The sequence below is a fragment of the Noviluteimonas gilva genome (assembly GCF_009740395.1).
Classification (GTDB): domain Bacteria; phylum Pseudomonadota; class Gammaproteobacteria; order Xanthomonadales; family Xanthomonadaceae; genus Noviluteimonas; species Noviluteimonas gilva.
This window is the reverse complement of record NZ_WOXT01000001.1, coordinates 1,228,592-1,250,192: the sequence shown is the minus strand read 5'-3', so window position 1 is coordinate 1,250,192 and position 21,601 is coordinate 1,228,592. Positions and strand designations below refer to the sequence as shown.

Annotated in this window: 23 protein-coding genes; 10 read left to right on the top strand and 13 right to left on the bottom strand. The window is 67.3% G+C overall.

Annotated elements, in window-relative coordinates; genetic code table 11:
• The first annotated feature begins 49 nt into the window (after window positions 1-49).
• Complete coding sequence (locus GN331_RS05985; RefSeq protein WP_156640945.1) at window positions 50-553, top strand: RDD family protein; 504 nt, start codon at window positions 50-52, stop codon at window positions 551-553.
• A gap of 92 nt (window positions 554-645) precedes the next feature.
• Here the strand turns inward: GN331_RS05985 and lptG are convergent, their stop codons facing one another.
• Entirely contained in the window at window positions 646-1,749 is a 1,104-nt protein-coding gene (gene lptG, locus GN331_RS05980) for an LPS export ABC transporter permease LptG (RefSeq protein ID WP_156640943.1), read from the bottom strand.
• On the bottom strand, window positions 1,746-2,834 hold the full coding sequence (gene lptF, locus GN331_RS05975; protein ID WP_156640942.1) for an LPS export ABC transporter permease LptF: 1,089 nt from the start codon (window positions 2,832-2,834) through the stop codon (window positions 1,746-1,748). Before lptF ends, lptG begins: the two co-directional genes overlap by 4 nt.
• 135 nt (window positions 2,835-2,969) lie before the next feature.
• On the opposite strand from lptF, the gene GN331_RS05970 reads away from it, so the two are divergent.
• Genes GN331_RS05970 through GN331_RS05955 form a run of 4 tightly spaced genes read left to right on the top strand, consistent with a single transcriptional unit; the run spans window position 2,970 to window position 8,700 of the window.
• Complete coding sequence (locus tag GN331_RS05970) at window positions 2,970-4,451, top strand: leucyl aminopeptidase (protein WP_156640940.1); 1,482 nt, start codon at window positions 2,970-2,972, stop codon at window positions 4,449-4,451.
• A gap of 4 nt (window positions 4,452-4,455) precedes the next feature.
• The gene (locus GN331_RS05965) at window positions 4,456-4,881 is read left to right on the top strand and encodes a DNA polymerase III subunit chi (protein ID WP_331713374.1); all 426 of its coding nucleotides are present in this window, start codon (window positions 4,456-4,458) and stop codon (window positions 4,879-4,881) included.
• A gap of 4 nt (window positions 4,882-4,885) precedes the next feature.
• Window positions 4,886-7,654, top strand: a complete 2,769-nt coding sequence (locus GN331_RS05960) for a valine--tRNA ligase (RefSeq protein ID WP_156640938.1) — start codon at window positions 4,886-4,888, stop codon at window positions 7,652-7,654.
• Between the two features lie 2 nt (window positions 7,655-7,656).
• Window positions 7,657-8,700, top strand: coding sequence for an acyltransferase family protein (locus GN331_RS05955; RefSeq protein WP_156640935.1), 1,044 nt, complete (start codon window positions 7,657-7,659; stop codon window positions 8,698-8,700).
• Here the strand turns inward: GN331_RS05955 and GN331_RS05950 are convergent.
• From GN331_RS05950 to GN331_RS05925, 6 genes are read right to left on the bottom strand one after another with little or no spacing between them, the layout of a single operon-like run.
• Window positions 8,690-9,343, bottom strand: a complete 654-nt coding sequence (locus GN331_RS05950) for an ABC-type transport auxiliary lipoprotein family protein (RefSeq protein WP_156640933.1) — start codon at window positions 9,341-9,343, stop codon at window positions 8,690-8,692. The two genes, GN331_RS05955 and GN331_RS05950, sit on opposite strands and share 11 nt — an antisense overlap.
• Entirely contained in the window at window positions 9,340-10,254 is a 915-nt protein-coding gene (locus GN331_RS05945) for an MlaD family protein (protein ID WP_156640931.1), read from the bottom strand. Before GN331_RS05945 ends, GN331_RS05950 begins: the two co-directional genes overlap by 4 nt.
• A gap of 11 nt (window positions 10,255-10,265) precedes the next feature.
• Window positions 10,266-11,060 carry an ABC transporter ATP-binding protein gene (locus tag GN331_RS05940; protein WP_156640930.1) on the bottom strand — a complete coding sequence of 265 codons (795 nt, stop codon included), beginning with the start codon at window positions 11,058-11,060 and terminating at the stop codon, window positions 10,266-10,268.
• Window position 11,061: 1 nt separating this feature from the next.
• A complete protein-coding gene (locus tag GN331_RS05935; RefSeq protein WP_156640928.1) occupies window positions 11,062-12,171 on the bottom strand; it encodes an MlaE family ABC transporter permease in 1,110 nt (369 codons plus the stop codon).
• Between the two features lie 60 nt (window positions 12,172-12,231).
• Complete coding sequence (locus GN331_RS05930; protein WP_331713373.1) at window positions 12,232-12,933, bottom strand: RES family NAD+ phosphorylase; 702 nt, start codon at window positions 12,931-12,933, stop codon at window positions 12,232-12,234.
• Window positions 12,924-13,340, bottom strand: coding sequence for an MbcA/ParS/Xre antitoxin family protein (locus GN331_RS05925; RefSeq protein ID WP_156640926.1), 417 nt, complete (start codon window positions 13,338-13,340; stop codon window positions 12,924-12,926). Before GN331_RS05925 ends, GN331_RS05930 begins: the two co-directional genes overlap by 10 nt.
• Window positions 13,341-13,505: 165 nt before the next feature.
• On the opposite strand from GN331_RS05925, the gene GN331_RS05920 reads away from it, so the two are divergent.
• Complete coding sequence (locus tag GN331_RS05920) at window positions 13,506-14,759, top strand: threonine/serine exporter family protein (protein WP_331713372.1); 1,254 nt, start codon at window positions 13,506-13,508, stop codon at window positions 14,757-14,759.
• A 6-nt stretch (window positions 14,760-14,765) separates the two neighbouring features.
• Here GN331_RS05920 and GN331_RS05915 read toward each other — a convergent pair whose 3' ends face one another.
• From GN331_RS05915 to GN331_RS05900, 4 genes are all read right to left on the bottom strand, one after another.
• Complete coding sequence (locus tag GN331_RS05915) at window positions 14,766-15,149, bottom strand: H-NS histone family protein (RefSeq protein WP_156640922.1); 384 nt, start codon at window positions 15,147-15,149, stop codon at window positions 14,766-14,768.
• 38 nt (window positions 15,150-15,187) lie between these two features.
• The gene (locus GN331_RS05910) at window positions 15,188-16,885 is read right to left on the bottom strand and encodes a proline--tRNA ligase (RefSeq protein ID WP_156640920.1); all 1,698 of its coding nucleotides are present in this window, start codon (window positions 16,883-16,885) and stop codon (window positions 15,188-15,190) included.
• An 80-nt stretch (window positions 16,886-16,965) separates the two neighbouring features.
• Window positions 16,966-17,253 (bottom strand): DUF4124 domain-containing protein, encoded by a 288-nt coding sequence (locus GN331_RS05905; RefSeq protein ID WP_156640918.1) that lies wholly within the window; start codon window positions 17,251-17,253, stop codon window positions 16,966-16,968.
• Window positions 17,254-17,263: 10 nt separating this feature from the next.
• Complete coding sequence (locus tag GN331_RS05900; protein WP_156640917.1) at window positions 17,264-17,740, bottom strand: DUF4124 domain-containing protein; 477 nt, start codon at window positions 17,738-17,740, stop codon at window positions 17,264-17,266.
• Between the two features lie 87 nt (window positions 17,741-17,827).
• On the opposite strand from GN331_RS05900, the gene pssA reads away from it, so the two are divergent.
• From pssA to rimI, 3 genes are read left to right on the top strand one after another with little or no spacing between them, the layout of a single operon-like run.
• Window positions 17,828-18,595, top strand: a complete 768-nt coding sequence (gene pssA, locus GN331_RS05895) for a CDP-diacylglycerol--serine O-phosphatidyltransferase (RefSeq protein ID WP_156640916.1) — start codon at window positions 17,828-17,830, stop codon at window positions 18,593-18,595.
• The gene (locus GN331_RS05890) at window positions 18,592-18,843 is read left to right on the top strand and encodes a hypothetical protein (RefSeq protein WP_156640915.1); all 252 of its coding nucleotides are present in this window, start codon (window positions 18,592-18,594) and stop codon (window positions 18,841-18,843) included. Before pssA ends, GN331_RS05890 begins: the two co-directional genes overlap by 4 nt.
• Window positions 18,840-19,325: a ribosomal protein S18-alanine N-acetyltransferase gene (gene rimI, locus GN331_RS05885; RefSeq protein ID WP_156640914.1), complete on the top strand. Its 486-nt coding sequence runs from the start codon at window positions 18,840-18,842 to the stop codon at window positions 19,323-19,325. The genes GN331_RS05890 and rimI overlap by 4 nt, the downstream gene beginning before the upstream one ends.
• 6 nt (window positions 19,326-19,331) lie before the next feature.
• Here rimI and GN331_RS05880 read toward each other — a convergent pair whose 3' ends face one another.
• The gene (locus GN331_RS05880) at window positions 19,332-19,913 is read right to left on the bottom strand and encodes an alpha-ketoglutarate-dependent dioxygenase AlkB family protein (protein ID WP_156640913.1); all 582 of its coding nucleotides are present in this window, start codon (window positions 19,911-19,913) and stop codon (window positions 19,332-19,334) included.
• A gap of 35 nt (window positions 19,914-19,948) precedes the next feature.
• Here GN331_RS05880 and GN331_RS05875 point away from each other — a divergent pair, with 35 nt between their 5' ends.
• On the top strand, window positions 19,949-21,574 hold the full coding sequence (locus GN331_RS05875; RefSeq protein ID WP_156640912.1) for an electron transfer flavoprotein-ubiquinone oxidoreductase: 1,626 nt from the start codon (window positions 19,949-19,951) through the stop codon (window positions 21,572-21,574).
• Window positions 21,575-21,601 lie beyond the last annotated feature (27 nt).

Here is a 21,601-nt window from a genome sequence, read left to right as displayed (position 1 = left end):
TGCGCCCCTCTGGTGGAGCCACCCCCACACCCCCCGGTATCCTTCATCGATGCAAACCAAAATCCCCCCGGAAGAGAAACCCAAAGCCCTGATCTTCTGGCGCCTATTCGCGTTGCTCTACGACGCATTCCCCGTAATCGCCCTGTGGTTCCTGGCGTCCCTGGCTTTCACCCTCGCCTACACCTACGTAGGCCACCACGACACGCACCAGAACATCCCACCCTTCAGCCCCCTGCAATGGCTGCTGTGGCTGGTGTGCTGGACGATCGCGGGACTCTATGGAGTGCTGAGCTGGCGACGCGGCGGCCAAACCCTCGGCATGCGCCCCTGGCGCCTGCGCGTCACCACGCCCGATGGCGGCAAACCGACCTGGCGCGCACTGTGGATCCGCTACGCAATGGGATCGGTGTCCCTGCTCGCAGCGGGACTCGGATTCTGGTGGGCGTGGATCGATCGCGACCGCCTCACCTGGCACGACCGCGCGAGCCAGACACGCATGTTGCGCGATGCGAAGCAGCGCGCGCCGACCCTACCCCCCGCACAAGGGGGGTGATTCGCGCATAGCGCGAATCGTGGGGTCTCAGGTCGCAGCGAACCGACGCAACCCCACCCCAGCCCTCCCCTGCGTGCAGGGGAGGGAGCACATCAACCGCTTCGCCGACGGAACAGGAACGCCGACACACCGAACATCACCGCCAGCGGCAGGAACATCGCGATCCGCACGTCGAAGTGGAACGCCTGCGCGAGATTGCCGAACAGGGTCTGCAACATCCAGAACCCCAGCGCGAACACGATGCCGATGAACAACCGCTTGCCCATGCCGCCGCTGCGGAGCGAACCGAAGGCGAACGGCACCGCCGCCAGGCACAACGCCAGCACGTTGATCGGATAGAACCAGCGGCCCCAATAGATTTCTTCGAAGTCGCCCGAATCCAGCCCGTTGCGCTTGAAGTAATCGATGCTCTGCGCCAGATCGCGCGAAGGCAGATAGCGCGGGCGCGTGACGCTTGCCGCCAGCGCGGCGTCGTCGAGATTCGTCTTCCAGCGTTCCACCGGAATCGTTTGTTGCGTCACCGACGTCGCGCCGAACGTCGTGCGCGTGACGTTGCGCAGGAGCCAACCGCTCGGGCGATGTTCGGCGATGGCGGCCTGCGCGATGGAGGACAGACGGCCCTCGTCGTCGAACTGATACAGGCTGACGTGGCTCAATTCGAGCCACTGGTCGCCCTTCGCGGTGCGCTGCTGGCCACTGAGCGCGTTGAAGAACACGTCGCCCTCGCGCGCCCACACCCCGGCATATTGGGCGAGGATCGCGTTGTTCGAACGCGCCTGCGCTTTCAGCTGGTCGGCCTTGCGCTGGCTCCAGGGCGTGAGCGTTTCACCGTTCACCACCATCAGCAGCGTCAGCACGGCGAGTGCGAGCGCGACCGCGCCGCTCAAACGCCGGCGCGACAGGCCCAGCGCGCGCAGCGCGGTGAGTTCGGAACTCGCCGCCAGTTGCCCCAGGCCCATCAGCGAACCGACGACCGCCGCGGTCGGGAACAAGGTGTACGCGCGGCGCGGCGCGGTGTAGGCGACATAGGTCAGCGCTTCGACGAAGCCGTACTGGCCCTGGCCGATGTCCTTGATCTCGCCGAGCAGCAACGCCTGCACGAGATCCAGGCCGGTGACGACAGCCCACGTGACGAGCACCGACCCCAGGACGACGCGACCGATGTAGAGATCGTGGACCTTCGGGAAGGGCTTCATGCAGCGCTCCCGATGCGCGGACGACGCATGCGGCCGTCGCGCAGGTACAACCACGCAGCGAATGCGAGCACCGGCAGCAGCAACCACCACAACCCGAGCGCCGCGGGCGCGCGCCCGGCTTCGATCCACTGCCGGCCCAGCACCGTGCTGAACATGCCGACCAGATACGCGAGGAACGCGATCATGATGCTGCCGTAACGCGCCTGGCGCGGCGCGCTGCGCGCGAGCGGCACGGCGATCAACGCGAAGGCGAGCGTCAACAGCGGCGGCGCGATGCGCCAATGCAACTGCGCGGTGGCACCGGGGCGCGGATCGGACAGCAGTTCGATCGTCGAGGAGAGTTCCGGGTCGTCCTTCGCGCGCTTGGCCTCGGTGTCGGGCAGGCGCAGCTCGTTGCTGGCGTAGCGCATCAGCCGATAGTCGCGGCCGGCGCCGGACGGACCTTCGACGCGGAAGCCGTCATCGAGCTTGAGATACCGCGTGCCGTCGGCATCGACGGTGAGCGCGCCGGTCATCGACGTGCTCACGTCGATCCGGTCGCCCGACACCCGGTGCACGAACATGCGCGAGAACGTCTTCCCGTCCTGCGACATGCCGCCGACATAGATGACCCCGCCGTTGTTGGGCAGCGCGATGAAGCGCCCCGGCTCCAGGCCGGTGAGCACCAGGTTGCGGTTGGCGTCCCAGATCATGCGTTCGCCCAGGCGCAGGGCCGCCGGCCCCAGCCACAACGAACACAAGCCCACGACGACCACGATCGGGATGACGACCACCGCCAGCGGCCGGAGCAGCCGCTTGGGGCCCACGCCCACGGAGGCCAGTACCGGCATTTCCGAATCCCGGTACAGCCGGCCCATGGCCAGCAGGATGCCCAGCATCAGCGCGAGGGGCAGCAGGATCGGCAGGAACGTGATGATGCGCAGGCCCAACTGCGAGAGCATCAGGCCGGCGGGCACGCGGCCGCGGGCGATCTCGCTGAGCAGGTCCGCGAAGACGCCACCGAGGCTGATCAGGCCGAGGACCACGAACGCGGCCAGCACCGACTGGGCGAATTCGCGCGAGAGATAGCGGTCCAGCTTCGGCATCGGGCCTCGTTGCTCTAGAATTCCGCATTCGATCGCCGGAAGTCCGGCCGCGCGGCATTGAACGCCGTGCGATTGTACGGAAACCGACGCGACCCCGAAGTCGCGGGCGACCTTCTCACCCCCCGGAACGTTGCGATGTCCCTCGAATTCACCCTGAACTCCGCGTCCGTCGCCGGCGTGACGACCGATTGCGTCGTCGTCGGCGCCTTCGCCGACGGCACCCTGTCGCCCGCCGCACAAGCCATCGACGAAGCCAGCGGCGGCCGCATCGCCGCGCTCATCACCCGCGGCGACGCCAGCGGCAAGACCGGCCGCACCGCGTTGCTGCACGACCTGTCCGGCGTTACCGCGCCGCGCGTCCTGGTCATCGGCCTGGGCGACCGCGACAAGTTCGGCGCCGCGCAATACCTCAAGGCCGTCGGCGACGCCGCGCGCGCGCTGCGCACCGGCCCGGTCGTCTCGGCGTTGTTCACGCTCACCGAAGTGCCCGTGAAGGAACGCGACACCGCCTGGAACATCCGCCAGGCCGTCGTCGCCGCTTCGCACGCGTGCTACCGCTACACCGCCACGCTCGGCGCGAAGAACAAGAAGCGCGAAGAAACGGGCCTGAAGTCGATGGCCATTGCCGGCGACGACGCGCAAGCGCTCGCGCAGGGCAAGGCGATCGCCGCGGGCGTCGCGTTCTCGCGCGAACTCGGCAACCTGCCGCCCAACATCTGCAATCCCGGTTACCTCGCGCAGCAGGCGCAGGAATTCACCGCGCGCTTCCCGCAGGCCGAGTGCGACGTGCTCGACCGCGACGCGATGGATGCGCTCGGCATGGGCTCGCTGCTCGCGGTCGCCCGCGGTTCGGCCAATCCGCCGCGCATGGTGATCATGAAGTGGAACAACGGTGGCGCGGCGAAGCCTTACGTGCTCGTCGGCAAGGGCATCACCTTCGATACCGGCGGCATCAACCTGAAAACGCAGGGCGGCATCGAGGAAATGAAGTACGACATGTGCGGCGCCGCGACGGTGATGGGCACCTTCGTCGCCGCGGTCGGCATGCAGTTGCCGATCAACCTCGTCGTCATCGTGCCGGCCGTCGAGAACATGCCCGACGGCGACAGCTATCGCCCGTCGGATGTCATCACCTCGATGTCGGGCAAGACCATCGAAGTCGGCAACACCGACGCCGAAGGCCGCCTGATCCTGTGCGACGCGCTCACCTATGCGCAGCGCTTCGAACCGCAGGCGCTGGTCGACGTCGCCACGCTCACCGGCGCTTGCGTCGTCGCGCTCGGCAAGTACGCCAGCGGCCTGATGACCAAGCACGACGATCTGTCGGCCGAATTGCTCGCCGCCGGCGAAACCACCTTCGACCGCGCATGGCGCCTGCCGTTGTGGGACGAATACCAGTCGCTGCTCGAGTCGAGCTTCGCCGACGTCTACAACATCGGCGGCCGCTGGGCCGGCGCGATCACCGCGGGCTGCTTCCTGGCGCGCTTCGCCGAAGGCCAGCGCTGGGCGCACCTGGACATCGCGGGCGTGGCGAACGACGAAGGCAAGCGCGGCATGGCCACCGGTCGCCCGGTCGGCCTGCTCTCGCAGTGGTTGCTCGATCGCGCGGCAGCCTGACCGCGTGCCGCGCGCCGATTTCTACCTGATCGCGAAGCCGCGGTTCCGCGATGAACCGCTGCGGCTCGTTTGCGAGCTCGCTCGCAAGGCGCACGACGCGGGGATCGCGACGCTGATCCTCGCGCGCGATGCGGAGCAAGCGGAAACGCTCGACGATCTGTTGTGGGACATGGGCGACGATGCCTACATCCCGCATCAGATCGCAGGCCAGGACGACGACGAGGAGGAAGCCGCGGTGTTGATCGCGCCGCCCGACGTCGATGCGGCGCTGCGGCCGATCGTGATCAACCTGCGCGATGGCGCGGTGGACGGCGCGGTCGAACGCGTCCTGGAAGTGGTGCCCGCAGACGAAAGCGCGCGCGGCCCGTTGCGCGAGCGCTGGAAGCAGTACGCCGCGCGCGGCTTCGATGTAACCAAGCACGATATGTGACCCGATGAGCGACACCCTCGCCCCCAGCTACGATCCTTCTTCCTTCGAATCCCGCCTGTACGCAGCGTGGGAAAGCGCCGGCACGTTCAAGCCGCGCGGCATCGGGGAACCCTATGTCGTCCTGCTGCCGCCGCCGAACGTCACCGGCACGCTGCACATGGGCCACGCGTTCCAGCACACGCTGCAGGATGCGCTGGTGCGCTATCACCGCATGCGCGGCTTCGATGCGCTGTGGCAGATGGGCACCGACCACGCCGGCATCGCGACGGAGATGGTGGTCGCGCGCAACCTCGCGCGCGATGGCCTGACGCGCGACGGCCTCGGCCGCGCGGGTTTCATCGACAAGGTGTGGGAGTGGCGCGAGCAGAGCGGCCACACGATCGAACGCCAGATGCGCCGACTCGGCACGTCGGGCGATTGGTCGCGCAGTGTGTTCACGATGGATCCGATGGCCGCCGACGCGGTGATCGAATCCTTCGTGCGCCTGCATGACGACGGATTGATTTATCGCGGCCAGCGCCTGGTCAACTGGGATCCGGTGTTGAAGACCGCGATCTCCGACCTGGAAGTCGTCAACGAAGAAGAAGACGGTCATCTCTGGTCGATCGCGTATCCGCTCAGCGACGGCAGTGGCCTGCTCACGGTCGCGACCACGCGCCCGGAAACGATGCTCGGCGACACCGCCCTGATGGTGCATCCGGACGACGAGCGCTACGCGCCGCTGATCGGCAAGCGGGTGAAGTTGCCGCTGACCGATCGCGAGATCCCGATCATCGCGGACGCGTACGTCGATCGCGAATTCGGCACGGGCGTGGTGAAGGTCACGCCGGCGCACGACTTCAACGACTACCTCGTCGGCCAGCGCCACGACCTGCCGCTGATCAACATCTTCACGCCCGATGCGGTGACCAACGACAACGTCCCCGAGGCGTATCGCGACCTGGATCGTTACATCGCGCGCAAGCAGGTGCTCGCCGATCTCGAAGCGCAGGGCCTGCTCGTCGAGACCAAGCCGCACAAGCTGCAGGTGCCGCGCGGCGATCGTACGGGCCAGGTGATCGAGCCGTATCTCACGGACCAGTGGTTCGTGAAGATGGATGGGCTCGCGAAGCGTGGTTTGGAGTTGTGCGAGAGCGGCGAAGTGAAGTTCGTTCCGCCGAACTGGATCAACACCTATCGCCACTGGATGGAGAACATCCAGGACTGGTGCATCAGCCGCCAGCTCTGGTGGGGCCATCGCATTCCGGCGTGGTACGACGCCAGCGGCAAGATCTACGTCGGTCGCAACGAAGACGAAGTGCGCGCGAAGCACGCGCTCGGAAGCGACGTCGCGCTGACGCAGGACAACGACGTCCTCGAAACCTGGTTCTCTTCGCAACTGTGGCCGATCAGCACGATGGGCTGGCCGGACGAAGCGAAGATGTCGGAACTCGGCTTCGATCGTTACGTGCCGTCGTCCGTGCTCGTCACCGGGTTCGACATCATCTTCTTCTGGGTCGCGCGCATGATCATGGCGACCGACCACCTCACGGGGCGCGTGCCGTTCCGCGACGTCTACATCACGGGCCTGGTTCGCGACAAGGACGGCCAGAAGATGTCGAAGTCGAAGGGCAACATCCTCGATCCGATCGACATCATCGATGGCATCGCGCTCGGTGCGCTGATCGAAAAGCGCACGACCGGGCTGATGCAGCCCAAGATGGCCGAGAAGATCGAGAAGGCCACGCGCAAGGAATTCCCCGACGGCATCGCCGCGCATGGCGCCGATCCGTTGCGCTTCACGATGGCCGCACTGGCCGGCCCGGGCCGCGACATCAAGTTCGATCTCGGTCGCGCCGAGGGCTACAAGAATTTCTGCAACAAGTTGTGGAATGCCACGCGCTTCGTGTTGATGAACACCGAAGGCAAGGTGTTCACCGGCAAGCCGACGCCCGCGACCGATGCCGAGCGCTGGATTCTCGCGCGCCTCGAAAACGCGACGACGCAGGCGGCCACGCACTTCGCCGCGTATCGCTTCGACCTGCTTGCGCAGGCGCTGTACGAGTTCGCGTGGAACGAGTTCTGCGATTGGTTCGTCGAACTCGCCAAGCCCGCGCTCAACGGCAGCGACGCACAGGCCGCCGACAGCACGCGCCATACCTTGCTGCATGTATTGGAATCGCTGCTGCGCCTGCTGCATCCGCTGGTGCCGTTCGTGACGGAAGAACTGTGGCAGTCGGTTGCGCCGCGCCTGTCGATCGACGCGCCGACGATCTCGCTGCAGTCCTATCCGCAGGCCGGCGACAACGCCGGCGATTTCGCGGCGGCCGAAGCCGACGTCGAATGGCTCAAGGCGATGGTCAGCGCACTGCGCCGCATCCGCAGCGAACTGGGCGTGTCTCCGACCAAGCAGATCGCGTTGCTCGTGCAGGGCGGCGGTGAAACCGAGTGCAAGCGCCTGGGTCGCTTCGACTCGCAGCTGCGCTTCCTCAACCGCATCGAAACGATCGACGTGCTGCAGGGCGAACCGCCCGCCGCGGCCGCGGGTCTGGTCGGCGAGATGAAGTTGTTCGTGCCGCTCGAAGGGCTGGTCGACCTCTCCGCCGAACGCACGCGCCTGGACAAGGAACTCAAGCGCGTCGAAGCCGAGCTGGTGAAGTCGACCAACAAGCTCGCCAGCGCGACCTTCGTGCAGAACGCGCCGGCGGCCGTCGTCGAGCAGGAGCGCCAGCGCCTGATCGACTGGACCGCGCAACGCGACGCGCTCGCCGCGCAACGGGCGCGGCTGGGTTGACGATGCGGCTCTCGCAATACGCGACGGGGCGCGACAACAACTTCAACCTGGTCCGCTTCGCGGCGGCCTTCGCCGTGCTGTGGAGCCACAGCTACGCGATCGTGCTCAGCCCCGCGTTCGAACCCTGGGTGCAGTGGCTCGGTTACACGCCGGGCGGCGTGGCGGTGGACGTGTTCTTCATCACCAGCGGGTTCCTCGTCACCGCGAGCCTGCTGCGCCTGGACAACTTCAAGGCCTTCGTGCGCGCGCGTGCGCTGCGCATCTTCCCTGCGTTGTTCGTGATGTCGATACTGTTGGCGCTCGTGATGGGGCCCTTGGTCACGACGGTGCCGTTGAACGAGTACTTCAGCGACTGGGCCGTGTGGAAGTTCATCTGGAAGAACACGACGGTCCTCACCGGCCTGAAATACAGCCTGCCGGGCGTGTTCGAATCCAATTCGATGCAGGTCATCAACGGTTCGCTGTGGACGCTGCCCTTCGAGCTGCGCTGCTATCTCACGCTCGCGCTGGTGTGGTGGGTGGCGGGCTTCGTGAAGTCGGACAAGGCGCGTGCATTCACGCGGATCGTGATCGTCGGTACGGCGCTGATGCTGCTGTCGTTCTGGATCGCGCATGCGCAGGCGTACAAGCACTGGCACACCTTCCGCCTGTTCTTCTTTTTCTTCTGCGGCGCGGGAATGTGGATCTACCGCGACCGCATTCCGATGTCGGGCAAGCTGTTCGCGGCCGCGTGCGCGTTGCTGGTCGTGGGCATCTGGCAGCCGAGGGCGTTCTTCTGGGTCTATCCGCTGACCGCGCCCTACATCGTGATGTGGCTGGCGTACGTGCCGGGCGGTTGGATTCGCAAATTCAACAAGCTCGGCGACTACTCCTACGGCATCTACATCTATGCCTTCCCGATGCAGCAGTTGCTGGTGTCGACGATCCCGGGCATCACGCCCGAGCAGATGATCGCGGCATCGGGCGCAGGCACCATCGCGCTGGCGGTGCTCTCCTGGCACCTCGTGGAAAAGCCGGCGCTGGCGCGGAAGAAAGTCAGCGCTTGATCGGCGGCACCGGCGCCGGATGCGCCTGGTCGAATTTCTGGCCTTCCACCAGCGCCCAACCGACGACGTCCTTCACGGCTGCCGACAGCGCGGCATCGAACGCACGCGCGACATCGCCGACCTTGGTCGAAGCCGCCGGTGTCCGCTGCTTCAACATGCGCGTCGCCACGACCGTGTTGGTGCGGTTGGCGACGAGCTTGGCGACGATCTGCACGTCCGCGCTCGGCGTCGCGCCGCCTGCGTAATCGGATTCGAAGTTGCGGATGTCGAGCAACAATTCGTAATCGGCCTTGACCCCGGTCCCGCGACGCGCGACGGCGCCGATGCGGCCGCTGTCTTCGAAGGCGCGCAGCACGGCGTCCTGCACGAGGTCGGGCGTGGGTTCGGCCCAGATCGCAGCGTGGTAGACCTGCAATTCGCCATCGGCCGGGCGCACCACGATGCGCGGGGAATCCAGCAATTCCGATGCGTGCGGGCGCGGGATCTGCAAGGCCCAGTCCACCTGCGGCCAGGCCGCATCGGGCTGCACTTTTGCTTCGGGCGCGTAGAGCGACAGCGACTCCCGCTTTCCCACGATGGTGCTGCAGCCGGCAAGCAGGGCCAGCACGGCGGTTGCGACCACCAGGCGGATGCGCGTGATCATTCGGGCACGAACTCCTTGGGTTGCTGGCGGCCGAGCACGTAGCCCGCCGGGTTGGCGTCGAGGCGGCTCGCGACGCGGCGCAGGTCGCGCACCAGGCCGCGCAGTTCGGCCATCGCCGGCCCGAGTTGCTGCAGGCCGTTGGCGAGCGGCGCGCGATTGTCGTCGATCACGCCGTTGGCGTTGGTGGCCACCGATTCGAATTGCGCGAGCGTGCGATCGAGCTTCGCGATGATCTGCGGCAACTGCCGCACGACATCTTTGTCCAGGCGTTCGACCGCGCCGTTGGTGGTGTCCAACGTCACCTTCAATTGTTCGCTGGCCTGTCGCGCGTTGACGATCAGTGCGCCGATGTCCTCGCGCTGCGCGGCGACCGAATCGGTGAGCGCTTCGATGTTCGCGAGCGAATCGGAAATGCGCCGCACGTTCTCGTCGCTGAGCAGCACGTCCATGCGCGCGACCAGGCGGTTGGCGGTGTCGGCGATGTTCTGCAGCGCGGAGGGTTCGGTGGCGATGGTCGGCAGCACGTCGCTGTCGTTGGACACCAGCTGCGGCGCGTTCGGGCTGCCGCCGCTGAGCTGGATGAAGGTCGGGCCGGTGAGGCCGTCCTGCGAGATCTTCGCGTGCGTGTCGGTCTTGATCGGCGTGTTGGTGTTGATGCGCACCGTGGCGACGACCTTGCGCGGGTCGTTCGGCGCCAGGCGCAACTGGTCGATGGTGCCGACGGTGATGCCGTTGTAGCGCACGCTCCCGCCCTCGAACAAACCGGTGACCGCCTCGTTGAAGACGATGTGGTACTTGTTCCATTCGCGTTCGGAGGACCAGTTGGCCGCCCACAACGCGAACAACAGGCCGAAGATGCTGACCGCCAGCGTGAAGGCGCCGATCAGGACGTAGTTGGCCTTGGTTTCCATGGACCCTCCCTTCAGGCCATTGTGCCAGCGGTCGCCGTGCGGGCGGCGCGGGCGCGTGGACCGTGGAAATATTCCTGCACCCACGGGTGGTCGAAGCGCTCGACCTCCTCGATGGGGGCGTTCACCACCACGCGCTTGTCGGCCAGCACCGCGACGCGATCGCAGATCGCGTACAGCGTGTCCAGGTCGTGCGTGATCAGGAACACCGTCAGGCCCAGGGCCTGTTGCAGGGTGAGAATGAGTTCGTCGAACGCGGCCGCGCCGATGGGGTCCAGGCCCGCGGTGGGTTCGTCGAGGAACAACAAGGGCGGGTCCAGCGCGAGTGCGCGCGCCAGGCCCGCGCGCTTGCGCATGCCGCCGGAAAGTTGCGAAGGCAGTTTGTTCACCGCGTCGGCCGGCAGGCCCGCGAGCTTCACCTTCAGCAGCGCGAGTTCGTAGCGCAGGGAATCGGGAAGCTCGGGGTGTTCTTCCTTCAACGGGACCTGCACGTTCTCGCCGACGCTCAGCGAGGAGAACAACGCGCCGTCCTGGAACAACACCCCGGTGTTGCGCTGGATGTGGTTGCGAACGTCTTCGTCTTCGTCGCGCGCATCGACGCCGAGCACTTCGATCTCGCCCGCATCCGGCCGGCGCAGGCCGATGATCGAACGCATCAACACCGACTTGCCCGCGCCCGACCCGCCCACGACGCCGATGATTTCGCCGCGGCGCACGTCGAGGTCGAGGTTCTCGTGCACGATCTGCTCGCCGAAGGTGTTGGTCAGGCCCCGGACGCGGATGACGATGTTGTTTTCGTCGATGGCCATGTCAGATGTCCATCTGCAGGAACCACAGCGCCATGATCGCGTCGATCACGATCACCAGCGAGATGGTCTGCACGACGCTGGAGGTCGTGCGTTCGCCCACCGATTGCGCCGTGCCTTCGACCTGCAGGCCTTCCAGGCAGCCGATCAACCCGATCACGAGCGCGAACAGCGGCGCCTTCGACAGGCCCACGAGGAAATGCCGCACTTCGATCGTCGATTCCATGCGCGCAAGGTACGCCTGCGGCGGGATGTCGAGGCTGAAGGCGCCCACCGACAGGCCGCCGAGCAAGCCCGCGATCATCGCGATGAACGTGAGCAGCGGCAGCATCACCAGCAACGCGATCACGCGCGGCAGCACGAGCAGGTCGATCGGATCCATGCCGAGCGTGCGGATCGCATCGACTTCCTCGCGGCTCTGCATCGCACCGATCTGCGCGGTGAACGCGCTCGCGGTGCGGCCGGCGAGGATGATGGCGGTGAGCAGCACGCCGAACTCGCGCAGGAAGGCCACGTTGACCAATTCGACGACGTAGATCTCCGCGCCGAAGTCGCGCAGGATGTTCGCGCCGAGGAAGGCGATCACCGCGCCGACCAGATACGACAGCAGGAACACGAGCGGCACGGCGTCCAGGCCCACCTGTTCCATGTGGAAGACGGTCGCGGTCAGTCGGAAGCGCCGCGGCTGCGCGAGCATGCGGCCGAACTTCATCAGGTTCTCGCCGAGGAAGCCCACCAGCGCGAGGATCTCGCGCCAGTTGTCGTGCACCGCGTAGCCCAGGCGCGCGAGCGCGGCGCTGACGCCGAATTCGCGCTTCTTCTTCGGGCGGTCGTCGGCGACGTCCTCGATGGCCGAGACCAGCGGGACGTGGTCGTCGCGGAAGTGGAAGCTGTCCAGGTCCAGGCCGCGGCGCCGCGCGTAGCGCAGCAGCAGGAGCACGCCGGCGGAGTCGAGGTGTTCGATGTCGTACGCGTCGACGGCTTCGACGGTGTCCGGCGCCATCCGCAGTTGCTCGGCCATCCCGGCGGCGTGCGCGAGCGTCCAGCTGCCGAGCAGGCGCAGGCGGCTTTCGGCATCGCTTTCAAGACTGGGCGGGCGGCTCTCGTCGCGCATCGGGTCCCCTTTGGCGCGGAGCATACAGAGTCCCGCTTGCGCCGGGCGTGGACGCGCGCTTTACAGCAACCGGGCGTCCGACTTGCGGTACCACGCATGGATGCGTTCACCGTTCCAGCACAGGGCGACGTGTTCGGCCTGCTGCGCCGGCGGCACCGTCGCCTTCGGCGTGAACAGCGCGACGCATTGCCCGCCGCGGCGCCGCACGCTGTCGTGGACGATGCCCGGCTCGTTCGCATCGCGATGCGTGCGTGCGAAGGGTTGCGAAGCGGCATAACTGGCGGGATCGAGGATGCCCGCGGGTGCGCGACGGCCGCGCAGGTCGAGCAGCCGCGCGCGCACCGGCACGCGATAGCAGCGCAGATCGATTTCGATGGCCGCCTCCGCGGTGCGCGCGAGGAAGCGGGCACGATGGTGGCTGACTTCGGCGATCGCGGTGTCGAGGTCGTTCGCCGCGTAATACACGCCCCAGGTGCCGTCGGAAAACCGCGAGCCCTCGGGGTTGAGATGGGTGAACGCCGACATGATCGGCGTGGTGCCCGGGCCGCTGATGCGCTGGTCCTGCGGCAGCAGCGACAGGGCGCCCTGTTCCTGGCGCAGGCGCGGATTGCCGAGCGCTTCGACCGCGAACACGACCTCCAGGTCCAGCGGATCGGCGACCGCATCGAACAGGCCCACCGCCGGATACCGGCTTGCGACGAGCCGGCACGAGGTGTCCCACGCGAGTTGGACATGCGTGAGCCGCACGTGCGTCAGGACCACCCGCCGCGTTGCGCGTCGAGGTACTGGCGCACGACGAACAGATCCGACACCTGCCCGGCGAGCATGCGATCGAGCGCGGACTTGCCGCCGAACAGCGGCGCGGCGTTGTCGCGCTTGATCCAGGCGTGCGCGCGTTCGGGAATGGGCAGCAGCACCTGCAGCGCGGCGTAGATGCCGAAGACGTGGGAGATCCGCTCGAGCGTGGCGTTGTCCAGGCCGCGCTTCACGCGCCCGCTTTTCCACTCGTAGAACGTGCTGCGGCCGCAGTCGAGCAACTGGCGCTGCTGGTCGTTGGACAGGCCCCAGGCATCGGCGATGCGGAAGAAGGTGCGCAGCGCAGCCGCGGCGGACTGCGCCGAAGACAGGTCCGGTGCGTGTGCCTGCGGTTTTTCGAGCGGTTGGGCCATGGCACGTCCCAGGCGGGAGATGATCCCGTTGTAATCCATTCCGGGACGGAATGCAACGATTCGTCCGATGATGGATGACCGAGTGCCCTCGCCGCCGCCTTGTGTGTCGCGAGTGTCATGCGATGCTTCGAACATATGAGCGCGCCTCCTTCCCTGGTTCCGACGGTGGCATCGGCAACGGCCGACGCCGCGAGCGCCGGCTACGCCGAACGCATCGAATTCGTGCTCGAAGTCGCCGAGCACCTGCATGCCTACGGCACGACCGCGCAACGCCTGGAAGGCGCGGTGGTCGCGGTGGCGCAACGCCTGGGACTCGACTGCGAACCGTGGTCGAACCCCACGGGCATGATCCTGTCCTTCAGCGATCCGCGTCGACCCGCGGGCGTCTCGGATACGACGCGAGTGATCCGTTTGGCGCCCGGAGACACGCACCTCTACAAGTTATGCGAGGCCGATCGCATCGCCGAAGACGTGATGGCCGGCCGCGTCGGCATCGCGGAAGGACACGCGCAACTTCGCGCATTGTCGCGACCGCCGACGACGCGACAGCGCGCGATGCAGGTCTTCGGTTTCGGCCTGGCCTCGGCGGCCGTCGCGGGCCTGTTGCGCCTGCCCTGGCTCGACATCGGCACCGCCGGCCTGATCGGCCTGCTGATCGGCATGCTCGAACTCGCCTCGCAGGGCCGCGTCCGCTTGAACGAAGCGAGCGACGCGATCGCCGGCGTCGTCGCGGGCCTGGTCGCGATCACGGTGGCGAGCCTGGTCGGCCCGCTCAACCTCAACACCGTCACGATCGCCGCCCTCATCGTGCTGCTCCCCGGCATGACGCTCACCAACGCGGTGAACGAACTCACCAGCCGGCACCTGGTGTCCGGCACGGCGCGATTCGCCGGCGCGCTCACGACGATCCTCAAGCTCACGATCGGCACCGTCATCGCGTTCAAACTCGCGGAGTACATCGGGCTGCATCCGCAGATCCGCGCCTCGCGCCCGCAACCCGAATGGGTCGAGGGCGTCGCGCTCGTCAGCGGCGCGTTCGCCTTCGCCGTGTTGTTCCGCGCAGGCTTGCGCGACTACTGGGTGGTGATGCTGTCGGCGGCGGGCGGGTATCTCATCGCGCGCTTCGGTGGGCAGATGTTCGACGCCGTGGGCGGCGTGTTCCTCGCGGCGCTCGCGACCTCCGCGCTCGGCAACGCTTATGCGCGCCTCTCGCAGCGACCGGGTGCGCTGGTGCGCGTGCCCGGCATCATCATGCTGGTGCCAGGCAGCATCGCGCTGCGCGGCGTGATCGACCTGGTGCAACAACAGAACGTCGATGCAGGCAGCGCCGCGGCGATCGCGGTGCTCAATTCGCTGATGGCACTGGTTGCGGGCCTGTTGTTCGGAAACCTGCTGGTCTCCGCGCGCCGCAACCTCTGACGTCGTTTACCGGATCAGGAAGTCTTCGAGCTTCCTGCCCGCGGCGATCTGCGAGGCCATCCACTTCGGCTGCTGTCCGCGGCCGGCCCAGGTTTCGGCGGCGTTCTGCGGGTTGCGGTACTTCGGCGCGACCTTCCCCAGCTTGTAGCCCTTGGTCGACTTGCGCGACGAAGGCGCCGCGCTGGTCGGGGCCTTCTTCGCCGGCGCCGAACCCGCCGCGCCGCCGAACAGTTCGGCCACCGTGTACCCCTCGGCGCGCGCGAGCGCGGTGAGCTTCTTGCGCACCAGCGCGATCGGCTTGCGCTTGCTCAGCGTGGTGCGACGCTTCTTCGCCTGGGCGATCAGCGCGTCGAGTTCCTTGGCCGACAGGCCGTTGAGATCGATGGACATCGGGGCGTTCCTCGGCAAGGTGAAGGAAGGATCTGGTTTCAGGTGCGCAAGCGTGCGAACAGGGCCTCGCGGTCCAGCTGCTCGGCATCGGCGGCGGTGCGCGCACGATACTCGAACGTGCCCGCGGCCAGGCCGCGCTCGGACACGACCACGCGATGCGGCACGCCGATCAGCTCGATGTCGGCGAACATCTGGCCCGGGCGCAGGCCGCGGTCGTCGAGCACCGTGTCGATGCCCGCCGCGTTGAGCTCGCGGTGCAGGGTTTCGGCGGCGGCGGCGACGTTCGCGTCGTTCTTCGGATTGATGACGCACACGGCGACCTGCCACGGCGCCATCGCTTCGGGCCAGAGGATGCCGTTGGCATCGTTGTTCTGTTCGATCGCGGCGGCCACGATGCGCGAAACACCGATGCCGTAGCAACCCATCAACGGCACGACGGCCTTGCCCGCCATGTCGAGCACGGTGCACTGCATGGCTTCGGCGTACTTGCGACCGAGCTGGAACACGTGGCCGACTTCGATGCCGCGCGCGATGCCCAGCGTGCCCTTGCCGTCGGGCGAGGGATCGCCCGCGACGACGTTGCGCACGTCGGCCACGATGTCGGCTTCCGGCAGGTCGCGCCCCCAGTTCACGCCGGCGACGTGGTAGCCGTTTTCGTTGGCGCCCACGACGAAGTCGTGCATCGCCGCGACGCTGCGATCGGCGATGACGGTGATGTCGGCGCGCGGTTGCAGCGGACCGAGGAAGCCCGGATCGGCGCCCAGGTGCGTCGTGATTTCCGCTTCGGTCGCGAGGCGATAGTCGGCCAGGCCCGCGAGCTTGCGCAGCTTGACCTCGTTGACGACGTGGTCGCCGCGCACGAGCACCAGCACGAAGCCGTCGTCGCCCATCACCGCAACCGACTTCACCGTGCGATCGAGCGCGATGCCCATCAACGCAGCGACGTCTTCGCATGTCTTCTGCGTCGGCGTCTCCACCTTGCGCAAGGCTTCCGCCGCTTCCTGCCGCGGACCGGGCGGGAATGCTTCGGCGAGTTCGATGTTCGCGGTGTAGTCCGAACCATCGGAGAACGCGATCGCGTCCTCGCCCGACTCGGCGAGCACCTGGAATTCGTGCGAGACGCTGCCGCCGATCGCGCCCGAATCGGCGGACACGGCGCGGAACTTCAGCCCCAGGCGCGTGAAGATGCGCCCGTAGGTGTCGTACATGTTGCGGTATTCGTCGGCGAGCGAGGCTTCATCGACGTGGAAGGAGTACGCGTCCTTCATTAGGAACTCGCGCGCACGCATCACGCCGAAACGCGGGCGGATCTCGTCGCGGAACTTCGTCTGGATCTGGTAGAAATTGACCGGCAACTGCTTGTAGCTGGACAGCTCGTTGCGCGCGAAATCCGTGATCACTTCTTCGTGCGTCGGGCCGTAGCAGTACTCGGCTTCCTTGCGATCCCTGATCTTCAGCAGCTGGCCGCCGAACTTCTCCCAGCGGCCCGTCTCTTCCCACAATTCCCTCGGCTGGATCGACGGCATCAGCAATTCGATCGCGCCGGCGCGGTTCATTTCCTCGCGCACGATGCCTTCCACCTTGCGCAGCACGCGCAGGCCGAGCGGCGACCATGTGTACAGGCCGGCGGCGAGCTTGCGGATCATGCCCGCGCGGAGCATCAGCTGGTGGCTGACGACTTCGGCGTCGGCGGGCGTTTCCTTGACGGTGCGGAGATGGAATTGCGACAGACGCATCGGGGGGACTTCGGACGGCGGAAAGACCCGCATTCTGCCACGGGACCTCGCGCCGGCCCGCTCGCATCACGCGGATTGCGTTACGGGCGGTTGCCGTCGACTTCGATGGCGCGCGCGGGCACGTCCCGAGGGACGCGTTCGTAACGGCGGCCCGCGGGCGGTTCCTGCGTGACGTGCAGCTGGCCCTGCGCGTCGCGCCAGCGATAGAGCATCGGTTGCGCGTCGGCGGCGATTTCCGCGGAGGCCTGTTCGGCGCGCTCGCGGCGGGCGCGTTCGCGGGCCGGCTCGGCGGGGTCGCGCGCGGCGTACCACGCGGTGCCCGCCACGATCGCAAGGCCCATCACCACCCAGCCCGCGCGCAGGTACATGCGGCTTGCGTCAGTTGCAGTTGGCGGAGGCGACCGCTTGCATGGCCTGGGCTTCCTGCGCGCGCTGCTTGGTGTCGAGCACCGCGTCGGCCTTGCCGTCGCCGTCGCGGTCGACCGACACGCCGGCCTGGCTGTTCAACACAGCGAGGTTGGCCTGCGCCTGCTTGCAGGCTTGGTCGCGCTGCTTTGCCTGCTGTTCGGCGGCGGCCTGCGCCTGCGCCTGCTTGGCGGCCTGCTCGGCGGCGTTGTCGGGCTTGGCCGCGGCGTCGGCGGCATCGGCCGCCTTCACTTCGGCGACGGGCTTGGCGACAGGCGCCGGATCGGCGGACGTGCGCACATTCTTCTTCTTCGCACCCGACGGCGGCGGCGAATCGGAATAGTGGGTCACGCCCTTGTCGTCCTTCCACGTGTAGACGGCCTGGGCGAAGGCAGGCGCGAACATCACCAGGGCGCAGGCGCCCACGAGCAGGCGGGTCGATCGGTTCATGGCGCTTCCCCCGGGATAGTGGGGCGATTGCAGCACTGCGACGGGGGGCGCGCAAGCGACCTGCGTCGCAGGCGCTACACTTTGGCCATGGAGCCCATCGAACCAGCGCGGCCTCGCCCGCGCGGCATCTACCTGTTGCCCAACCTGTTCACGACCGGCGGCCTGTTCGGGGGGTTCTTCGCGATCATCGCCGCCGCCCAGGGCAAGTTCGAGGTGGCCTGCATCGCGATCTTCATCGCCGCGATCCTCGACGGCATCGACGGCCGCGTGGCCCGCATGACGAACACGCAGACCGAGTTCGGCGTGCAGTACGACTCCCTCGCCGACCTGGTCAGCTTCGGCATGGCGCCGGCGCTGGTGATGTATCACTGGGCGCTGTCGTCGATGAAGCTCGACGGCGCGATCTTCGGCAAGGTCGGCTGGCTCGTCGCGTTCCTCTACGCCGCCTGCGCGGCCTTGCGCCTGGCGCGCTTCAACAGCCAGGTGGGCCAGGTCGACAAGCGTTGGTTCATCGGCCTGGCCAGTCCCGCGGCCGCGGGCCTGATGGCGAGCTTCGTGTGGACCTGCGACGACCTCGGCTTCTCCGGCACCGAGCTGCGTTACCCCGCCGCCGTGGTGGCGGTGATCGCGGGCCTGCTGATGGTCAGCCGCGTGCGCTACAACAGCTTCAAGGGCAGCGGCCACGGCGCGCGCGCCGAACGCGTGCCGTTCACCGCGATCGTCGTCGCCGTCGCCATCCTCATCGCGTTGTGGATCGACCCGCCGCGCGTGCTGCTCGCAGCGACGGCGTTGTACGCGTTGTCGGGGCCCGCGATGTGGTTCCGTCGGCGCAAGGTCGTGAGCGAAACCGCATGACCGATGCGTCGCCGCCGTGGGACGACTTCCAGCGCGAGATGCTCGACGCGCTCGGCCACGTCGTGTTCCGCGTGCACAACGCCGACGCGATCGAAGACACGCCGTTGACGCAGGCCATCGCGCGCGCAGCGAAGACCGACCTGGCGGCGCTGCCGAAACTCCCGCCGCTCGCGCAGTTGCGCACGCCCGCCGCCAAGCGCGCGTTGTGGCCGCAGTTGCGCGCGTTGCGCAAGGCCGCACGCCGATGAGCGCGCTCGCCGCCGACAGCCTGCCGCATGCGTCGCTGCGCCCGATGCGCGAAGCCGACCTGCCCGAGGTCATGGCGATCGAACAACGCGCCTACCCGTTCCCGTGGACGCAAGGCGTGTTCCGCGATTGCCTGCTCGCCAATCATCCGGCTTGGGTACTCGTGCAGGACGCGGACATCATCGGCTATGCGGTGCTGAGCGTCGCCGCGGGCGAAGCGCACGTGCTCAACGTCTGCACCGCGCCGGAAGTCCAGGGCCGCGGCCATGGTCGCCGCTTGTTGCGCGCGATCCTGCAACTCGCGCGCGGTCGCGGCGCGCAGCGCGTGTTCCTCGAAGTGCGTCCGTCGAATGCACCGGCGATCGCGCTCTACCACGACGAAGGCTTCAACGAGATCGGCCGCCGCCCGCGCTATTACCCGGCGAAAGATGGGCGCGAAGATGCGCTGGTCATGGCGCTCGAGTTGCTCGCCGACGAAGATTGACCCGCGTCATCGCGGCGCTACATGCCGGAACGTCAGGTTGATGCGCGGCCCCACCGTGCGCGCGGTCGGCGGCACCGCATGCAACCAATTGCGTTGCGTGGCACCCGACATCACCAGCAGGCTGCCGTGCGAGAGCTCCAGTCCGAGCGTGCCCTCCCCTTGCCGTGCGCGGAACCGGAAGCGCCGCGTCGCCCCCAGGCTCACCGACGCGATCAGCGGCTCGGGCCCCAGTTCGGGTTCGCTGTCGCGATGGAAGCCCAGTCGGTCGGCGCCATTGCGGTAGAGGTTGGCGAGCACGCTGTTGAAGTCGCCCTGCAGTTCGCGCGCCAGTCGCTCGCGCACCGGCGCCAGCGCGGCCGGCCAGGGGTGCGGTTCGAACACCGTCCCCGAATACTTGTAGGCCGCGTCGCCGATCCAGCAACTGAGCCGCGGCGCGTCGATCGCACGGCCGTAGACCTTGATGCGGTGCCGTTCCCACGGCAGGGCCGCGTACAACGCTTCGAACAGGGCCCACGCCTCGTTTTCGCCCAGCCACGCGGGGTCGAACGTCACGCTCGCCCCCGCCAATTGGATCGCCTGCGCCGTCATGCGCCTTAGAATGGCGCCATCGACCGGAGGGTTACATGACTGACACCGAACGCGACGTAATGGAGTACGACGTCGTCGTCGTGGGCGCCGGTCCCGCCGGCCTGGCCTGCGCGATCCGGCTCAAGCAGCTCAGCCCCGACACCACCGTGTGCGTGATCGAGAAGGCCTCGACCATCGGGGCGCACATCCTGTCCGGCGCGGTGATCGAGCCGCAGCCGCTGGATGCCCTGCTCCCCGGTTGGCGCGACAACCCGCCGCCGATCTGCGTGCCCGTGACGCACGACGAATTCCTGCTGATGACGAAGACCTCGTCGATCAAGACGCCCATCGTGCCGCCGCAGATGCACAACAAGGGCAACTTCATCGTCAGCCTCGGTGCGTTGTGCGCGTGGCTCGCGCCGCAGGCCGAAGCGCTCGGCGTGGAGATCTATCCCGGTTTCGCCGCGAGCGAAACCTTGCACGACGAAGACGGCCGCGTCGCCGGCGTGCGCATCGGCGACATGGGCGTGGCGAAGGACGGCACGCACAAACCCGGCTTCACGCAGGGCATCGACATCCGCGCGAAGGTCACCGTGCTCGCCGAAGGCGCACGCGGGCACCTGACGAAGCGTTTGCTCAAGCGATTCGACCTCACCGCCGACTGCGATCCGCAGGGCTATTCGATCGGCATCAAGGAACTGTGGCAGGTGCCGGAAGAACGCACGAGCCCGGGCAAGGTCGTGCATTCGCTCGGCTGGCCGCTGCCCACCGACATCTACGGTGGTTCGTTCCTGTATCACCTGGACAAGGGCCGCATCGCGCTGGGGTACATCAGCGGGCTCGACTACAAGGATCCGCAATACAAGCCGTGGGAAGCCTTCCAGCAATGGAAGAACCATCCGTCGGTCAAATCGCTGCTCGAAGGCGGCACCATCGTCTCGGCCGGCGCGCGCGCGATCGTCACCGGTGGTTACCAGTCGCTGCCCAAGTGCGAAATGCCGGGCGCGCTGCTGATCGGCGACACCGCGGGCACGCTCAACGTGCCCAAGATCAAGGGCACGCACCAGGCGATCCGCTCGGCGATGCTCGCCGCCGAACATCTGCACGCCTCGCAACTGTCGTCCACGGGCTTCGATGCGAAGCTGCGCGGCTCGGCGGTGATGGCCGAATTGCGCAAGGTGCGCAACATCAAGCCCGCCTTCAAGAAGGGCCTGTGGTTCGGGCTGCTCAACGCCGCATGGGAAACGGTGACCTTCGGTCTGTCGCCGTGGACGCTGAAGAACAAGGCGGACTGGAGTTCCATCGACAAGGTCGGCACGCACGAGGCGAGCAAGGTCGATTACATCGCGCGCGAACTCGCGCCGCGCGATCGCCTCGCCGGCGTGTACTTCGCGGCCACCGAACACGACGAAGACCAGCCCGTGCACCTGGTCGTGCACGATCCCACCGTGTGCGTCACGCGTTGCGCGGCCGAGTACGACAATCCGTGCACGCGCTTCTGCCCGGCTGGTGTTTACGAAATCGTCGACGATCCCGACGGTCCCGCGAACACCGGCAAGCGCCTGCAGATCAATGCCGCGAACTGCGTGCACTGCAAGACGTGCGACATCAAGGATCCGTACGAGATCATCACGTGGGTCACGCCGGAAGGCGGTTCGGGGCCGAATTACCAGAACCTCTGACGCAAACCGTTCGCGCAAAAAGAAAGG

Excerpts from the sequence above, each read along its gene's own strand:
- GN331_RS05875 (WP_156640912.1), top strand. The coding sequence starts at position 19,949 with ATGACTGACACCGAACGCGACGTAATGGAGTACGACGTCGTCGTCGTG.
- GN331_RS05900 (WP_156640917.1), bottom strand. The coding sequence starts at position 17,740 with ATGAACCGATCGACCCGCCTGCTCGTGGGCGCCTGCGCCCTGGTGATG.
- pssA (WP_156640916.1), top strand. The coding sequence starts at position 17,828 with ATGGAGCCCATCGAACCAGCGCGGCCTCGCCCGCGCGGCATCTACCTG.
- lptF (WP_156640942.1), bottom strand. The coding sequence starts at position 2,834 with ATGCCGAAGCTGGACCGCTATCTCTCGCGCGAATTCGCCCAGTCGGTG.
- GN331_RS05985 (WP_156640945.1), top strand. The coding sequence starts at position 50 with ATGCAAACCAAAATCCCCCCGGAAGAGAAACCCAAAGCCCTGATCTTC.
- GN331_RS05925 (WP_156640926.1), bottom strand. The coding sequence starts at position 13,340 with ATGGCCCAACCGCTCGAAAAACCGCAGGCACACGCACCGGACCTGTCT.
- GN331_RS05915 (WP_156640922.1), bottom strand. The coding sequence starts at position 15,149 with ATGTCCATCGATCTCAACGGCCTGTCGGCCAAGGAACTCGACGCGCTG.
- GN331_RS05890 (WP_156640915.1), top strand. The coding sequence starts at position 18,592 with ATGACCGATGCGTCGCCGCCGTGGGACGACTTCCAGCGCGAGATGCTC.
- GN331_RS05905 (WP_156640918.1), bottom strand. The coding sequence starts at position 17,253 with ATGTACCTGCGCGCGGGCTGGGTGGTGATGGGCCTTGCGATCGTGGCG.
- GN331_RS05950 (WP_156640933.1), bottom strand. The coding sequence starts at position 9,343 with ATGATCACGCGCATCCGCCTGGTGGTCGCAACCGCCGTGCTGGCCCTG.
- GN331_RS05880 (WP_156640913.1), bottom strand. The coding sequence starts at position 19,913 with ATGACGGCGCAGGCGATCCAATTGGCGGGGGCGAGCGTGACGTTCGAC.
- GN331_RS05970 (WP_156640940.1), top strand. The coding sequence starts at position 2,970 with ATGTCCCTCGAATTCACCCTGAACTCCGCGTCCGTCGCCGGCGTGACG.
- GN331_RS05910 (WP_156640920.1), bottom strand. The coding sequence starts at position 16,885 with ATGCGTCTGTCGCAATTCCATCTCCGCACCGTCAAGGAAACGCCCGCC.
- rimI (WP_156640914.1), top strand. The coding sequence starts at position 18,840 with ATGAGCGCGCTCGCCGCCGACAGCCTGCCGCATGCGTCGCTGCGCCCG.
- GN331_RS05935 (WP_156640928.1), bottom strand. The coding sequence starts at position 12,171 with ATGCGCGACGAGAGCCGCCCGCCCAGTCTTGAAAGCGATGCCGAAAGC.
- GN331_RS05960 (WP_156640938.1), top strand. The coding sequence starts at position 4,886 with ATGAGCGACACCCTCGCCCCCAGCTACGATCCTTCTTCCTTCGAATCC.
- GN331_RS05955 (WP_156640935.1), top strand. The coding sequence starts at position 7,657 with ATGCGGCTCTCGCAATACGCGACGGGGCGCGACAACAACTTCAACCTG.
- GN331_RS05940 (WP_156640930.1), bottom strand. The coding sequence starts at position 11,060 with ATGGCCATCGACGAAAACAACATCGTCATCCGCGTCCGGGGCCTGACC.
- lptG (WP_156640943.1), bottom strand. The coding sequence starts at position 1,749 with ATGAAGCCCTTCCCGAAGGTCCACGATCTCTACATCGGTCGCGTCGTC.
- GN331_RS05945 (WP_156640931.1), bottom strand. The coding sequence starts at position 10,254 with ATGGAAACCAAGGCCAACTACGTCCTGATCGGCGCCTTCACGCTGGCG.